Origin of the sequence: Paenibacillus vulneris (assembly GCF_039543185.1) — a bacterium.
Lineage (GTDB): Bacteria > Bacillota > Bacilli > Paenibacillales > NBRC-103111 > Paenibacillus_S > Paenibacillus_S vulneris.
On sequence record NZ_BAABJG010000031.1, the window covers coordinates 13,158 to 30,078 of the forward strand.

Genomic DNA, 16,921 nt, shown 5'->3' on the forward strand with positions numbered 1-16,921 from the left:
CAATCCTTCAGCGTTATCATTTCTATATATTTAGATATATAGAATTAGAAAGGGGAACAATCAATTGATTAAATCGTGGAAAGTTTATATTTTAGCGATTGTAAGTTTTTTAGTGGGAACTTCGGAATTTGTAATTGCCGGTATATTGGATCTGGTTTCCAAAGATGTAGGCGTAACCATTGCTGCTGCCGGCCAACTCATTTCGGTTTATTCCATATCTTACGCGGTGGGTACTCCAATTCTCATTGCGGCTACCTCTAAACTAAGCCGGAGAACACTTATGCTGGCTGCTTTGGCGCTCTTTTTTATAGGGAATTTAATAACAGTGGTCTTGACGGGCTATCCAATGCTTGTTGGTGCGAGAGTGATCTTAGCTCTTAGTACAGGTGTCTTTACCGTGGTTGCCTTAACTGTTTCTGCTCAAATTGCCGGACCTGGAAAACAAGGCACCGCCATAGCAACTATCATGATGGGATTTAATCTATCGCTTATTTTAGGCGTTCCTGTGGGAAGAGTCATTGCCAGCACCTACGACTGGAAAATGATTTTTTATGGAATCGGCCTTCTTAGTTTTATCGCGATGCTGGTCATTTTAATGGCGTTGCCAAAGTCGCAAGGAGAGGCAAATGTGCCTCTTAAAGAACAACTCGCCCTGTTGAAAAGGCCGCAGCTATTATTAACCTTGTCGATTAGCTTCTTTTGGATGGTCGGTTATACGATCATTTACACGTTTATTACACCATTTCTGATGAACATTACGGGTATGAGCAATGGGATGGTGAGCATCGCGCTATTTTCATTCGGTATAGCAAGTTTGCTGGGCGCCCAGGCTGGAGGTTATGGTGCGGATAAATTAGGTATTCCGCGTACGCTGAATGGAAGCTTAATGATCCACGCTGCTATTTTGATCCTTATGTCCCTCTTTGCCCATACATCAATAGCTGTCTTTCCGTTGCTGCTGTTATGGTCGTTTTTTGCTTGGTCTACGGGTCCCATTCAACAAGTTTATATGATTAGCTTGGCACCAAGCGCAGCGGGAATCCTTCTGAGCTTGAATACATCCTTCATCCAGTTGGGAATTGCTGTCGGAGCTGCCATTGGCGGTATTGTGGTGGAAAGCTTCTCCTTACAGTCAATCGGCGTCGCTGGCGCAATTGGTGTTGCAATCGCACTCCTTCCGGCTATATTATCGTTCTCGATGCGAAGTCAGTCTGCGAATGGCATACAATCCGTCACAAGCAAAGAATGAAACCATGCGTACAATTACACGAACAAGCAACGGTATGCTACTGCTTGTTCGTGTTTTCTATTTCCATTTCCACTTCCTCCATCCAATGGATGCTTTGTAGAGCAAACGACTTCCCGTCTGTTGCGAAAACCAAATTGCATAGCTTTATAGCGGTTCGCTTGAGCGTATTGAATTGAGAGCCGAATGTCACTTATAACCGCAACCAGGCAGACCGGTTATACAAGAGTACGAATAACATCGACTCTAGCCTTATGTTCTGCTCCGATCTCAAAATGCACCTGAACTTCGCCCTACTTATGGTACGGTTCACCTTACACACTCTAACGGCTAAATTTTAAGGGCACCCCTCACGCCCTCGGGTGCCCTTTGTTATACTTATTATATGGAATGACTTAGACCCCGTCGAACCCAAGAAGCTCACGACGTTAGGCCTGTTCTTTGATAAGCATAAGTTGCTTTCTTAAAACAATTACAAGATTATTTATAAAACCAACACTGCAATCAATCTGATCAAATTTTACAGAACAACTCAGCTTGATGGAGCCTTCGCCATTTCCCCACGGGTTATATGGTACCTGCGAAGAACTAAATTCCATACCGGAATGTGCGGACTTCTTAATTTCTTGGTAAGCGGAATTTTCATCAAGCTTATGATCAAGACTTGTTCCATAGTAGCGTTCCTTCGTAAGGTAGAAACTATAAGTGAACGAGCCCAATAAACCGTTAAGATTAATCTCCTCAATTATATTGTGATGCGCATCGTGCACTCTAAATGAGTATCCTAAATATAGATTTCCTCCTTCAATTTCTACCCATCCAAATGTTTTCTCCCTTATGTATTCCCTTACTACCGCTCTATAATCATCAACATTAGCTTGTTGTGCCGCCCGTTTCTTTTTTGTTTCCAATGTGCTATTAATTAATTCAATTATTAATTGAATATTTCGTTGAGCTAGTCGTACATAAAGTAATACTTGGGGTCCAAAAGGGACTAGAATTTGTTTTTCGTCAATGATTAGGTCCCAACCAAAAGTCGTCGTTTTCTGCCACGGAATATTAAGGTGCTTAGGAGATTCCTCGTCCCAAAACAAATCCACATCTATGTCTTGGGGCCATTTTTGAAACGTGTTAACAAAGGTTTTATAAATTGCTTCTTGAGCGGCATCTTTTAGACCCTCAAACGGATATTTACTGGCATCCAAATTGAAAATATGCCGAATCCTATCGCCTTTCAAGAATACAATCTGTTCTACATAATGGTTCGGAAAATTCTCGCGATAAAACAACTTATAATCAGCGTGTAACTTCCATTGAGGTTTTGGTAAATGTGCTGTCAAAGAAGAATATAACTTATCAATGCTGGTGTCCATACAAGCCTCCATGTGGTTTTTGTTGTTTATGGAAATTCCTTGGAATACTACTCAATCCTAGCACACAATAAATGTTGAGCCCTTATCAGAGTTCCTATTCTCTATCGATATTCTTACTTGCCAATCACATACTTCAGGTTAATTTTAACCTTCTCATCGAGAAACTTCCGCCAGCATGTGTTGTCCCTAGCAGGGTCGTTAGCCTGCTCCGTAAAATACACGCCCATTTTTGCGTTCTCAAACTGGAAGTAATCCCTTCCCCTCTGATTGCCGAACATCGCGACCATCGCGTAGTTGTAGCTCGAACTGATAAGAATACTTGCGGTCACCTTTAGCTGTTTTCTTAGCGTTACTGGATATGCAATGTTTCATCGAAAAATCTAACCTCGTCTATAACCGGGGTTAGATTTTTCTGGCAGGGAAATATGCTAAGCTCTAACATGGTCGATAAAATTGGATAAAAGAAGGTGGAAAGATATTGAAAGCGGGCCTCAAACAATACATTTCTTTCATCATGGCACTTGTTTTGTGTATGGGACTTATGCCGATGCGCTCATTCGCCGATACGCCGGGCGGGATGAGCGGCTCGGGAACGCAAAGCGACCCCTATATTATTATGACGTTGGCGCAGTTGAATGCGGTGCGTAATAACTTGAGCGCGAATTACAAGCTTGGTGCGGACATTAACGCAGCGGAGACAGCGGGGTGGAATGACGGGGCCGGCTGGCTGCCGATCCCGTCATTCACAGGTGTCTTCGACGGAGCGGGGCATGTCATTCGCGGGCTGACCATTCATCGGCCTGATTCGATGAATGTTGGCCTGTTTCAGGAAATCCGGGACGCCGGAGTCGTCAAAAATATCGGCCTCGAAGAAAGTACGATCGTCGGCGGCAGTTATACGGGTGGGCTGGCCGGTTTGAACTACGGCACAGTGGATCAGGCCTATGTTACCGGCACAGTCGATAGCCCCCAAGGTGTCATCGGAGGGCTCGTCGGATACAATGCCAGCGGATATAATGACGCCGTACAACCAATCGAAGGCAAAATCGTCGGTTCCTACTCAGCCGCAACTGTACATAGCAGTTCTAATGACTCCACCGGCGGTCTTGTTGGACAGAACGATGGGAAGATTACCGATTCCTATGCAACAGGGGATGTGAGCGGCTACAAGTACGTCGGCGGCCTGGTCGGGATCAACGTCGCCGGGCTCATCGAGCGCACCTACGCTTCAGGTGCCGTTAGCGGAGGGAGCTTGGTGGGCGGCCTCGTGGGCGAGAACCAGAATGGCGTCATCAACTTGTCCTACGCTACCGGGAGCGTAGGCGGGAAGGATAGCGTTGGCGGCCTGGTTGCGGTCACAGACTTTGGTGAAATCAATAGATCGTATGCGTCCGGTATGGTCACCGGCAGCGGTTATACCGGAGGGCTGATCGGCAGCAATAACGGAGGGACTGTCTCGTACAGCTTCTGGGATCGGGAATCGACGGGGCAGAACAACGCCTGCGTCAATAACGACCAATACCTAGCATCTTGCGACGCGACAAGTCTGTCCACCGCGCAGGCGATTGCGCAATCGAGCTATTCCGGTTCGTTGGACTTCCAGAACGACTGGTTTATGATCGACGGCTCGACCCGGCCCTTCCTGCGGATGGAGTGGTCGCAGACGATCCGCAATACACACCAGTTGCAGCTCATGGAGATGAATCGCGGGGCCAATTATTCGCTCGCGCAGGACATCATTTTCGGAACGACATTCACCGATGGTAGTCGCTCGGATATGTGGGCGACAAGCGCCACAGAGGGCAAAGGCTTCGTGCCAATCGCCGGCAGGGCGGTCAGCCCTCCCGCATTTACCGGCGTATTTGACGGGCAAGGGCATACAATCCACGGGCTGGTCATCCGTCTTTCTAACAGAAGTAATGTTGGGACCTCCTACGCGATCGGTTTGTTTGGCTACACGGTAAAAGCAAAAATCCGCAACGTCGGTATGCTTGACGGCAGTATCTCGGGCTTCCGCTGGGTCGGCCAACTGGTAGGGGTCAACCGTTCTTCCGAGATCAGCAACACGTATGCTTCAGGTTCCGTGCTCGGGTATGCAATCGTTGGCGGCCTAGTTGGATGGAATGACGGTTCCTCCATTCTCAATTCCTATGCTGCTGGGAAGGTGGATGCTTACAATGATTTTGTGGGTGGACTAACAGGGTTTAGCGAAAAGTCAGCCATCAGTACCTCCTTCGCCGTCAGCGATGTGAAGGGCCACGATTACGTAGGGGGGCTAACCGGAGTAAATGTGACGAACAGCAACATCAGCGAGTCCTTTGCTTCGGGCAGTGTGACCGGCAACGTCTATATCGGCGGGTTAGTCGGGACTCTCGAAGACAACGCCTCTGTCAGTTTCAGCTATGCTACGGGCGAGCTGACCGGCAGCTCCTATATCGGCGGTCTGACCGGGAAAATCACGGACACCAGCACCATACAGAACAGCTTCTGGGATTCAGAAGCGACTGGTCAGACCGGGGCTTGCGGTGAAATTACCGACATATGTACCGCAACCGGTCTTACATCGGCGCAAATGAAAACACAATCTTTTTTTGAGACGGCAGGTTGGAATCTCACCAGTGATTGGACGATGGACGAAGGCAAAACGTACCCTGTTTTGCAAAAAGTAACCCCGGATACACTTCGGGATGCGGCGCCACCTACAATCGCAAGAGCCAATGTTAGTGATGATCGGCCAAACACCGTCGTCGTAACATTTGATGAAAGTGTGCGTTTAGCAGATGTCAGCGGGTTCACGGTCAAAATCGATTCGAAAGATGCAGTAATTACAGGCTTTAGCGGAACGGGAACAAAGTCATTATCTTTTACCCTTCTTGACAGGATTAACCGCGGACAGGTCATCACTCTTTCCTACGATAAGTCATTGGGCACGGTTGTCGATCTAGAAGGTAATCCGTTGCACAGCTTCGTAGACCGGACTGTGGATAACGTAACGCCTCAATTTACAGTAACCTTTGATTCCGGCGGTGGCTCTGCGGTAGCGTCTGTTATCGTCCAGAGTTCTTCCACGATAGCCGAACCGATAGCCCCGACAAAGGACGGGTACGTCTTTGGCGGCTGGTATAAAGACAGCTCATGGCAAAGCCTATGGAATTTTGCTCAAGATACCGTTATGTCCAGTATGACGCTGTACGCCAAATGGACGGTTGTCCCGGCATATACGGTGATGTACAACGGCAATGGGAATATGCTGGGCACTACACCAATCGATACTGGCTCGTATGCGCAGGGCGTGACAGTGGCTGTGTATGGGAACTCAGGGGGCTTGGCTAAGGTAGGCTACTCGTTCGCCGGGTGGAACACGGCAGCGGATGGCACCGGCACGAACTATGCCCCCGGCAGCAAGTTCACTATGGGAGCGGCGAGCGTGACGTTGTACGCCAAATGGACGGCTGTCCCAACATATACAGTGACGTACAACGGCAATGGAAACACGTTAGGTACTACGCCGATCGATACTGGCTCGTATGCGCAAGGCGTGACAGTGGCTGTGTATGGGAACTCAGGGGGCTTGGCTAAGGTAGGCTACTCGTTCGCCGGGTGGAACACAGCAGCGGATGGCACCGGCACGAACTATGCCCCCGGCAGCAAATTCACCATGGGAGCGGCAAACGTGACGCTGTATGCCAATTGGACGACGAACCCGGAGCCGAGCGGCAATGCGAATTTGACCGCTTTGACGCTTTCGAGCGGTACGTTGACCCCGGTGTTTAGCTCTGACGCCCTAACCTACTCGGCAAACGTAACAAGTACCGTGAGCAGCATCACGGTGACGGCGACAGTCTATGATAGCGACTCTACCGTAACGGCTAGCGTGTACAACAGCGCTGGAACGTTAGTTCTTGGACCACTTAGTTTGACAAGCGAAACGCCATCCCCTTTACTTCCGGTAAACATAGGGAACAACCTCATTAAGTTGATCGTAACCGCGCCGAACGGCACGATGCGTACCTACACAGTGACGGTAATGCGTGACGCCGGGCCATCGTCATCGTCGGATTCATCGAATGACGGATCAAATAGCGGCGGTACAATCGATTTAGTCAAGCCTTCCGTAGTCCCGGCAGGCGGCTTCAGTATCGTCATGAACGGTAAAGAACTGGAACGGGCTGCTACATCAGAAGAAAGTGAGAAGAGCAAATTCACCATCACCTTGGATTCCGCCAAATTGATGACGCAGCTTGAAAGCGCTGGGGAAAAGCCTGTGCTCGCGATCCTTGTCACAACAAACGCAGACCAAGTGTCCGCGGCGCTGACCGGCGATTTGCTCAAGGCGCTGGCAAACAAACAAGGCGTGCTGGAATTTAAAACGCCGATCGGGAGCTACAAGCTGCCCGTAGCGGAATTAGCGATAGACGACCTCCTCAAGCAGCTTGGAGAAGGCGCATCACCTGCAACTGCCGTGATCCATGTGAACATTGCCAAGGCCGACAGCACTCAGCTTGAACTTGCAAAACATGCCGCGGACCAAGACCGGTTCACTATCTTCGCTCCGCTCGTCGATTTCACAATAACCGCTTCGTTCGGCGGGAAGACGGCGAGCGCGGACACATTCGACGCTTACGTGGAGCGTGAAATTCCGCTGCCGGATGGCGTGGATCCAAGCAAGGTCACAACCGCTGTTGTGCTGAACGAGGACGGAACCGTCCGTCATGTGCCGACGTCCATCATCACCCGCGGCGGAAGTTATTATGCCGTCGTCCATAGCCTGACCAATAGCGTATATACGCTTATCGGGCATGCGGTGAAATTTATGGACGTCGAGGGGCACTGGTCCAAAGACATTGTGGGCGACCTGGCATCCCGCATGATCGTAAACGGCGTTAGCAGCAACAATTTCAACCCGAATGCCCCGATTACCCGCGCCGAGTTTGCGGCGATTGTAGTTCGGGCCCTGGGCCTTGCCGACAACGGTAAAACCACATCATTTAGCGATGTACCCTCCGGTTCCTGGTACATCGGGGCGGTGGCAAAGGCGCAGGAATTCGGCATCGTGAGTGGGTACGGGGATGGCACTTTCCGCGGGGCCAAAACCATTACGCGCGAGGAAGCAATGGTTATGATCTCCCGAGCAATGAATCTTGCTGGACTGGATACGAGCATCAGCGATCCAGACGCCGATGCCGCGCTTGTAAGGTTTACGGATGGCGCTTCGGTCCATAACTGGGCCAAAGCTTCCGTTGCCGTAGCCGTCCGGAGCCAGCTAGTAAACGGTTCCGATGCAGGACTTCTACCGGCAAGCGACATTACTAGAGCAGAAACGGCTGCCATCATTCAGCGGATGCTGGTGAAAGCAGGACTAATCGGCAACACCATTTCAGGGTAATACAGTCTCGCCAATCTTGGCCGTCCCAAGGTATAGCTGCCATAGGGACGGCTTTTTGCTATAAGGCAGCACCCGGCGGCTTTTTCCTACATGAAATCAGCCCGCAACCCATCAAATTACATTGTTGGTAGAGGGTATCCTTGTTTATAATGAAACCAACTCATACCAAAGATGAAATAGGTGATTGACGTTGGAACCGGTCTTATTGCATACAAAACTTCACATGCCTCCCCTCTCGCAGGCGACTGTACTGCGTACTCGCTTAATGAAACGGCTGCAAGCGGGATTGGAGCGAAGAGTAACCTTCATTCAGGCCCCAGCGGGCTATGGAAAGTCCACACTTGTCAGTTCGTGGGCCAGTCAGCTGGAGAGGCCTGCCGGGTGGTTATCGCTGGATGCGGGGGATAATGATATTTTCCGATTCTGGCGCTATGTCATTTCGTCTATTGATCTCGTCTGCGAGGGGTTCGCACAAAAGGCAAGGCCCACATTGGAATCCTTGACGCCGGGAGATTATGAAACCTTTCTTGTACAGCTCTTGAACGAATTACATGGGCTGCAGCATCCGCTGGTGTGCATTTTTGACGATTTTCATGTCCTTCATGATTCGAATCTGCTCGCATCCATGACGTTTTTCATTGAATATTTGCCTGCTCATGTTCACCTGTATTTCACAAGCCGCGAGAAATCGGACTTCTTGAAGTCGCGGTACTTCAGCCGCGGGTGGGCCGCGCCGTTACATACGGAGGATTTGCGGTTTGATGCGCAGGAAGCGACTGCGTTGTTTGATTTATGGGAGGATGGCAATTATACGGAGGAACAAATCGGACTGTTGGTTCAGCGAACGGAGGGCTGGGTGACGGGTCTGAAGTTGGCCGCGCTTTCCTTGCACAATATGGAGCAAGCCTCGGCCTTTATACAAGACTTCTCAGGATATAGCGGAGAGGTCGAGCAATATTTGCTGGAGGAAGTGTTCTTGTCCTTGGAGCCTTCGCTGCAGGAGTTCTTGATGAGGTGTTCTATCCTGCAGCGATTAAGCGGACCGCTTTGTCAAACCGTTTCCGGGGATCCCGGTAGCGGGGCTAAGCTGGAGCAGCTAATCAAATGGGGCCTGTTCCTGATCCCGCTTGACCCGCGGAACGAGTGGTTCCGGTTTCATCATTTGTTTGCGGATTTCTTGAACAAACAGTTGGTCCGGCACTACCCCGGCGATGTGCGGAAACTGCAAAAAGCGGCCGCAGATTGGTGCGCGGCGCATGGATTTAGCGAGGAGGCCGTGGAGTATTATCTGGACGGGCAGTTTTTCACCGAGGCGATCCGCTTGCTGGAACCCATGAAATCCGTCTCGGTCCGACGGGAATATTCGACCCTGCGCAATTGGTTGTCCGTCATCCCGGAAGCGATCCTTTGGGAGCACCGGTACTTGTATTTTTCCTATATTTTTTCGCTGCTTTGGAATAATGAGCCGGAGCTCGCAGAGTTTTATTTGCAATCCGCGGAGCAGCGGTTCCCTGAAGATGCCGTCGCTTGGACCGAAGAGGAGCGAAATCGCTTTCTGGGCAACCTCTACTACTTGAGAAATGCCAAGGCATCCCAATACGATATGGACGTTGTCAAAGCGCTCGATTATATCCAATTGTCTCTTAAACACAGTCCCACCGGTACGGATTTGATTTTTGCCCCACCGCATATGCCGCTGTCTCCTTCGATTTTTCGATCGTATAACGGCAAGCGGGGCAAGCATCTGCCCCGGGAGATGGTGGATACATTTTTCCGCAGAATGATCGAGTTTCTTACTCCGATGCAGGTGCACGACTCCACAATTGTATGCTACGGAGAACTGCTCTACGAGCGCAACGATTTGGAGGAAGCCGAGGAACAATTCAAGCTGGGACTGCAGGAAAACACGCATAATCCGTATCAACCCGAAAAGGTGTACGTGCCCGCCTATCTGTATTTATCGCGCATTGCCAGAGCAAGGGGCGACCTGAATGGCGCGGAATATTGGCTGGAGGAAGCGAAGAAGAAGGCAGTCCGCAGCCAAGCAACGACCGCTCTGTTTTTCATCAATGCGGAGCTGGCCGGGCTTCGAATGGATTGGGGTGACGCTTCCGCGGCGGCAGCCTGGAGGAAAAAGTACGCCGTAACCGGAAGCGACCCCGTATCTATATCTCAATTGTACACGTATACGTTTCTTGTTAGGGTGTTCATCACGGAGGAACGTTATGAGGAAGCGTTGCTGCTTGCGGACAGGCTGTTCGCCCTTGCTGTCAAAGGCCACCGTCCGATGGATGCGCTGGAAATACAAGTGCTGCAGGCTCTGGTGTGGCAAAAAACCGGAAAGACGGAACAAGCCATCTTAACGCTGGAGCAAGCCTTGAAATATGCCGAACCGGACGGGTATATCCGGGTGTTTGTTGACCGGGGAAGCCCCATCTTGCAGCTGGTATCCACCTACATCCAGATGCGCCGCAAAGGCCATATGCGGGAAAGCGAGGCACCTTCGCTTTCCTTCGTCCGGCGAGTGCTTTCCTGCTTCGACCAAGCGGCGGAAACCAGCGAGTTTGCGGACAAGTCCGGGCAGTTAGACCACTTGCTGACGAAACGGGAGCTGGCGATTTTCCGATATATGCTGGAAGGAATGGACAACCAGGCTATGGCAAATGCACTGGGCATTGGCATAGGGACGCTAAAGACGCACATCAACCATATTTACGGTAAGCTGAATGTCAAAAACCGCGTTGAGGCAATTTCAAGGGGAAAAGAAATGCTGGAATAAATCACAAAGGCATGTAAAAGTTTGAGCTTAATAAACCTCGCAACCACGGCTGTTGTAATAACATTGCACAGAAGGCCCGTATTAGTCCTAAAACAAGCTAATCGGGCCTTCATCTTATTTATACTGCCCCCTCCTGCCCCTGCCTCGTTTCACGCCTCTACGCCCTTTCGCCAAAAAAATTTAGCCGTCATTTGTGGTACGGTTCACCTTAACGGGGCTATCGGCGAAAAAATGCGTTGCTATGCGTAGTTCCCAAATGCTTTACCAATTCAGAAACTACAACCATAGGAAGCCATCTTGGTTGTCAGCATTGCATTTAGGGCACAGAAAAGGCCATATATACCCAATCGGTTGAATTGGTTACATATGGCCTTTTGTTTGGATCTCCTTAAACGGGAAACGATTCTCCATACTGCTTATTGTACGATTTTTTTAATTCCTCTAAAAAGGACTCCCTTTTCTTACGGATATCCTGTACATTAATTAGCAGTTCCTCTTCTTCAAGAATCTGCTTTTCGTAATATTCTTTAGCGCCGAACTTGGCCATCCTTTCACGGTAACCAATAATTCTATCATTTGTTGTACGCTCTGCCACTAACCATTCCCTAATAGAACCCTCTAAATCCAATATGATTTCAAGCATATCACTTTTGCTTCCTGTGATCATAGTGTTTACCTCCCCTCTCTCTCTCGTAATTATAAACGACTATGGTAACAACTTCAATTTTATTCCAACAAAACTCAAGCTTGTTTACTCTATTTTTCACACCTAAGTGTGCCGCGTGGTGGCTTTGTTGCCTTCTACAGTAACTTGTATTTTGCTATCCTAAAGCTCCGCAACGCGTAGCTTACCGAACTACTGCCAAAAACAAAAAGAAACGAAGTAAACGGTCAACCCCTTCATATCCGCTCCCGAAACATACATCGAGGTCGAATTTGTAATAATGCCGCCCTCTCCCTTATGCTTTAATCGAATCCGAACCTAAACAATATGGAGGGTTGGGCAAATGTTATCATGGGAGGAAATACGGAGCCAATTCGATAGGCTTCATAGCAGTCAGGTTCTTGTTGATGATGTTTTAACCGATCAAGTGATTGCCTCTTATCAAGCAGAGCTGCTTAACCTGTATGATCGCTGGAGTGGAGTAACTACGGATAATCTCTCTGCAGAGTGATTCCGTGTGATCAGCGGGTGCCCCGAAGGGGCCTTGGCCCCTCTTGGCCCTGCTATCACCTACGATATTCTGTTCGCATCTTTGAAATACCTCCTCACTGGTTCTCTGAGAAGGACGCTTAAAAAAGAGTGGGCTTTTTACGGGGATATCCTCTTTATAATCTGTCTTGAACCCCTCGCCCAGACGTATTATGCTTGATGTAGAAAATCTCAAATCAGTAGTAGAACAATTTCCCATAGGTGCTACAGGGGTGAATCAATCAATAATTTGGTATAATTAAATTTTGATGAACAATGTGATAGGAGAACAATTATGCGAGAGATCGGCAACAAACTGTGTGAAATCATACTTGGTGATTCAAGGAAAGTTCTTCAAGATGTCCCTGACCAGACTTTTCAATGCTGTATTACTTCTCCTCCATACTGGGGTTTGAGAGACTACGGAGTAGAAGGTCAAATTGGTGCAGAAATGGTTGTAGATGACTATATAAATCACTTAGTTGAGGTTTTCCGTGAGGTAAGAAGAACACTTCGGGATGACGGCACACTCTGGTTGAATATCGGCGATAGTTATACCAGCGGCGGGAGAAAATGGAGACAAGAAGACAAGAAAAATAAAGCTAGGGGTATGAGTTATCGTGCACCCACTCCAGAGGGCCTAAAACCAAAAGACCTCATTGGAGTACCATGGAGACTTGCTTTTGCTTTACAAGCAGATGGATGGTATCTACGGTCTGATATTATTTGGTACAAACCAAATTGCCAACCAGAATCAGTTAAAGATAGACCGACTCAATCCCATGAATATCTGTTTCTTTTAAGTAAATCTGAACGTTATTATTACGACCACGAAGCAATTAAGGAACCTTCAAATGATGGGGGAGTAAGAAACAAAAGAACGGTTTGGCATGTGAATACCGAACCGTTTAAAGGTGCACATTTTGCAGTGTTTCCTAAAGGACTTATCCGTCCATGTATATTGGCTGGAAGTCAACCAGATTCACTTGTATTAGACCCTTTTTTCGGTTCAGGGACTGTAGGTGAAGTGTGTCTTGAAACCGGAAGAAGATGTGTTGGAATCGAACTCAAAGAAGATTACGCAAATATTGCTAAAGAACGTATTCGTGCAGTCCAAGGGGCTTTTCTATAAAGGTGTAACAACAAACTGCCAAGTCCCATGAACAACACAAAATTCCTTCCTTATGTGTTGTATTTGTAGTTTCCTTTCACTACCACCGTCAAAGTACAGCTGGTATTTCTGTATCCCATTTTCATCGTACACATGACAGCTTCCTGGCTTCGGGTTTTGGGTGCTGTCATGCCTCATTTTCAATTCTCCGTTTTCTGCTTCTAAAAGCAAAGGTTTTGGGATTTCAACCAGTTCGTATCTCAATTGGCCATCCAATGGTTTAAGCGCACGTAAAGTCAAAATGCGATCATATTTTTCCATGTGCTCGAAGAAGCGATCACGAAGACCGATTAAGTCGCTCTCGTTTTCCCACTTTCCCTTCCCAAGCTCCATAAACTTAGAAATGTGAATCCTATCATCTTTTATAGTAGCGTCAGCTTGAGACTTTAACGAAAATCGTTCTCCGCGTATGGTAATGTCATGCCCGGCGTTTCCTCGTGGGGCTAACTGGGCAGAAATACCCGCCCTTTTGAAAGCACGTTCCATAACATACTCGAATTTATCCTTTGAAAAAGCTCCTTTTGAAAGACAATGATGAAGCCTAATCATATCTCCGAAGTCATATAGAATTGTTTCACTCATCAAATCTGAAGTGCTGTGACGCTCATATTTGTAGGGCATAGAAAATTGATGAACAATATCTTCGACCCATTTAATTTGGGTATTTGTTAATGATGAAATCTTAGTAGTTAGTTCTGTCAAATTTGCTATCATCTCACTACCTCATCTTTGTAGTATTAGTTAGGCCTATTTTACCACAAATATCCTAAGAGGTGTGAGGGCTACACGAAATATAGAACTGTTCCCACTGATGATTGGTTGAATATTTTGTTAATACTACTGGCTAAATGCTTGAACCAGCTCTTTATTAATACGCTTTATGATCTCGACCTTATCACTATCCAGATTGCTTATCAAGACAATAAACTCGTCAGTTGCTTGCCGCCGCGCTGCTTCATCTTTGTTTTTAACAGCGTCATTACGAAATAATTCGGCAGCATCGACCTGGAGAGCTGTATGTATTTTCTCCAAAGTATCTATGGTGAAGTTCCGTTCTCCCCGCTCCACTGCACCGATATACGCATCATCTAAGCTGGAAAGCTCAGCAAGTTGAATCTGGGTAAGCCCTTTGGACTTTCTGATCGTTCTTATTCGTTCTCCGACCAAAACACGCAAATCCGACATATTTACCACCTCTTATTATCAGATTAAGAGGTTAGGCATACAATAGGCAGGGTTCTATAGGCGGTATTGTTGGTTGATTATACTCTATATACGTAGTATATTTGTTTTGATTGACTTGCTATAAGTAGCTAAAATGATACTCCAAACAGGTCTAGGAGGAAATATGTGGATGTTTGTCGAAATATCGTAGAAAACAACTGGGGGTAGTTATGAAAAGGATAGTCATTGTCATGTGTCTGATTCTCCTTTGTGCTTGCGATAAGAATGAAAGTAACCAGAATGAACAAGTTCAACAAAAGGTAAGTTCAACAACTTCACAGCCCATCACTGAAATTATAGAAACACCGTCGATTAATTCATCAACCGCCGAACAGAGCACTACATCGCTTGCTGTAAAAGAAGAAAATGCTAATGTAAATCAGGATGAAACACCATCTGTTGGGCAAATCGATCATTCCGAATTTGACTATTCTAAAATCGATTCCATTGGTGATTGGAAATTAGGAACCCCTTTTTCCCTCGCAAAATCGAAATTAGATGGAATGCAACATGCTTTTAGCAAATCATATGATTATGTGTCATTTTCAAGTGGCTCCTATTTCTTAACGTTTTATAACGGGGTATTATTCGAAATTACTGTACTGGATGAAGGAAAGGGAATTGCCGACTTAGTTGTTGTAGGCGATAATGTTGCATCTGTCATCAATAAACTCGGTGCTCCTTTAGCAAAAATGGACTTTGGGAATTCAATTGATTATGACTATGGTTCTTACGCAGAGCCACCATTATCCGTAAGAATCCAAGATGACAAGGTTATCGCAATCCGAATGAATAAGCACACAGAAGGCGATCAAAAAGAACGTGACCTTTTATCTGATTACTTAAAGGAGTCCGCGGCACATTCAACCCCAGAAAAGGCTCCAGTACAACAAGAGGAACCCAAAGCTATCACCATTGATGAATATGTGAAAATCAGCGAAGACTTATTGAACGCACTTATGCAATACACTCAAATTATGTCCAAGGACATCGCGGATGATGAGAAACTAAAGAAGATTGAAGATATCGATTCCAAATACAACGTATACGATCTATCCGTGGTATTTGAGAATGCTGTTCCGGCTGATGATAAGGATAGCAAGCTACATATTCGATGCAAGAAATTTATTGAGAAAGTTGATTCCCTGTTTGGTACCGGGATGTTCTATTTGAACGTAAAGATGAAAGAGGACGATGAAAAAACTGTAGCTGATTGGCAAAAACAAGCTTCGAAGGAATTGCAAGAAGTTTGGGCTTGGGTTAATCAGCGGTAATATCGAAAAGGAGCTTAATAAACATGGGGTTTGTCATTTTCTTTGGAATAGTGGGTATAGTTACTACCGGGATACTTGTGGTTGAAATAATTGATTTGATTTTCAGCGACTCAAAATCTACAAGACTGCTGAAAGTCATCATGGTACCAGTCGGGTGCTTTTTCTACATCAGAACCTGCGCAAGTGCATTTGGATATACTACCCATGAATTTAGTGCCGAGTCAGTGAGAAATGGCTTTATCGTCCTTATTGCTCCAACAGCCATCTTTATCATCATACTAATCGCTAGGTATGTTTTTGGAAAAAGGTAAGTTACTCCCATTTCCAATATGTTGATGAGCAATTTATTCCAACCTAGAACTTTGCAATATGTAAGAATAGATATTCCTACCTTCATCCCCAAAGCGCCCCTATCGCTCAATCTGGACGTATATTATCCAGAAATCGGCGATAGGGGCGTTTTCTCTAATAAACCTTCATTCCCTCCAGGCAGTAACACTAGAGATGGTTGCATATAATCCTTTATGAATGTAATTTTGTGGTAGTGGTAAAGTTTCGTAAAGGAGATTAGTATCATGAACTTAAATGAACTTTTTAGTGACAAGCCGTGGAAGTTATTTAATCACTACCAACTTGGACAGTATTCGAAAGATCAGGCTACGAATTTCTTCGCTTCTCATGGCTTCCATATTCATTCTACAAGTATTGATCTGGGATATGTTGATTTCGTCGTGAGCTATGGGGAGAATGGGATGAAATGTCCTATAAAAGTAAGATCAATCCGCATGGCGAACACCAAATATTGTTATATTCTGAAAGATCAAATCGATGTTGCCCTTGATAATTATTATCTGTTCTTTATAGTTTACGATACTAAACCAGAGTGCTTCTTGATCCCAGTAAGGGATTTAGAAATTGAGACAGATGTAATTCGCCAATTCAACTTTACAAAACCGGAATATGGGATATATGTTGCAAGAAAAAACCTTCCTCTTCTTGAACCGTATAGAGCCGAGAGTGTGCTTAAATTCTTGAAATAATTAATAGAACTTTTCGATCAATTTCGCCCGGTTGATAATATACAGCATGGGCCGTTTTTCTGGTTCTGAAATACAAGGGATGGTAATCGAACAGCCCGCTACCGCTGTCAGGTGTGGTGATATAAATAAAAACAATAAATCAGATGGTAGTCATAATAAATTTCTATAATTCCAATTTAAAAGCACATGTGGATCAGATGAACATTATTTAATAGGTCTTTCAGATGTTTAAATTC

Annotated in this window: 13 protein-coding genes; 8 read left to right on the forward strand and 5 right to left on the reverse strand. The window is 46.5% G+C overall.

Translation table 11 applies throughout. The annotated features are described in order from the left end of the window. Window positions 1-64 precede the first annotated feature (64 nt). Window positions 65-1,249, forward strand: a complete 1,185-nt coding sequence (locus tag ABEA66_RS26670; RefSeq protein ID WP_345592360.1) for an MFS transporter — start codon at window positions 65-67, stop codon at window positions 1,247-1,249. 425 nt (window positions 1,250-1,674) lie between these two features. On the opposite strand, the gene ABEA66_RS26675 is transcribed toward ABEA66_RS26670, so the two are convergent. After that, window positions 1,675-2,619, reverse strand: a complete 945-nt coding sequence (locus ABEA66_RS26675) for a hypothetical protein (RefSeq protein WP_345592363.1) — start codon at window positions 2,617-2,619, stop codon at window positions 1,675-1,677. Window positions 2,620-2,732: 113 nt separating this feature from the next. Next, the gene (locus ABEA66_RS26680) at window positions 2,733-2,948 is read right to left on the reverse strand and encodes a hypothetical protein (RefSeq protein WP_079911358.1); all 216 of its coding nucleotides are present in this window, start codon (window positions 2,946-2,948) and stop codon (window positions 2,733-2,735) included. Between the two features lie 149 nt (window positions 2,949-3,097). On the opposite strand from ABEA66_RS26680, the gene ABEA66_RS26685 reads away from it, so the two are divergent. Then, window positions 3,098-8,005, forward strand: coding sequence for an InlB B-repeat-containing protein (locus ABEA66_RS26685; RefSeq protein WP_345592366.1), 4,908 nt, complete (start codon window positions 3,098-3,100; stop codon window positions 8,003-8,005). Window positions 8,006-8,195: 190 nt separating this feature from the next. Then, on the forward strand, window positions 8,196-10,784 hold the full coding sequence (locus ABEA66_RS26690; protein WP_345592368.1) for a winged helix-turn-helix domain-containing protein: 2,589 nt from the start codon (window positions 8,196-8,198) through the stop codon (window positions 10,782-10,784). A 388-nt stretch (window positions 10,785-11,172) separates the two neighbouring features. Here ABEA66_RS26690 and ABEA66_RS26695 read toward each other — a convergent pair whose 3' ends face one another. Further along, window positions 11,173-11,451: a hypothetical protein gene (locus ABEA66_RS26695; RefSeq protein WP_345592370.1), complete on the reverse strand. Its 279-nt coding sequence runs from the start codon at window positions 11,449-11,451 to the stop codon at window positions 11,173-11,175. 340 nt (window positions 11,452-11,791) lie between these two features. Here ABEA66_RS26695 and ABEA66_RS26700 point away from each other — a divergent pair, with 340 nt between their 5' ends. Next, window positions 11,792-11,959, forward strand: a complete 168-nt coding sequence (locus tag ABEA66_RS26700) for a hypothetical protein (RefSeq protein WP_345592372.1) — start codon at window positions 11,792-11,794, stop codon at window positions 11,957-11,959. A 312-nt stretch (window positions 11,960-12,271) separates the two neighbouring features. Beyond that, window positions 12,272-13,108: a DNA-methyltransferase gene (locus tag ABEA66_RS26705; RefSeq protein ID WP_345592374.1), complete on the forward strand. Its 837-nt coding sequence runs from the start codon at window positions 12,272-12,274 to the stop codon at window positions 13,106-13,108. Here the strand turns inward: ABEA66_RS26705 and ABEA66_RS26710 are convergent. Both ABEA66_RS26710 and ABEA66_RS26715 read right to left on the reverse strand, forming a co-directional pair. Next, on the reverse strand, window positions 13,103-13,861 hold the full coding sequence (locus tag ABEA66_RS26710; protein WP_345592376.1) for a hypothetical protein: 759 nt from the start codon (window positions 13,859-13,861) through the stop codon (window positions 13,103-13,105). The genes ABEA66_RS26705 and ABEA66_RS26710 overlap by 6 nt on opposite strands. A gap of 123 nt (window positions 13,862-13,984) precedes the next feature. After that, window positions 13,985-14,332, reverse strand: coding sequence for a helix-turn-helix domain-containing protein (locus ABEA66_RS26715; RefSeq protein ID WP_345592378.1), 348 nt, complete (start codon window positions 14,330-14,332; stop codon window positions 13,985-13,987). Window positions 14,333-14,541: 209 nt separating this feature from the next. Here ABEA66_RS26715 and ABEA66_RS26720 point away from each other — a divergent pair, with 209 nt between their 5' ends. The 3 genes from ABEA66_RS26720 to ABEA66_RS26730 all read left to right on the forward strand — a co-directional run bounded on the left by ABEA66_RS26720 (window position 14,542) and on the right by ABEA66_RS26730 (window position 16,685). Next, window positions 14,542-15,645, forward strand: coding sequence for a hypothetical protein (locus tag ABEA66_RS26720; protein WP_345592380.1), 1,104 nt, complete (start codon window positions 14,542-14,544; stop codon window positions 15,643-15,645). Between the two features lie 23 nt (window positions 15,646-15,668). Further along, a complete protein-coding gene (locus ABEA66_RS26725) occupies window positions 15,669-15,956 on the forward strand; it encodes a hypothetical protein (protein WP_345592382.1) in 288 nt (95 codons plus the stop codon). Window positions 15,957-16,220: 264 nt separating this feature from the next. Further along, window positions 16,221-16,685 (forward strand): hypothetical protein, encoded by a 465-nt coding sequence (locus ABEA66_RS26730; RefSeq protein ID WP_345592384.1) that lies wholly within the window; start codon window positions 16,221-16,223, stop codon window positions 16,683-16,685. Window positions 16,686-16,921 lie beyond the last annotated feature (236 nt).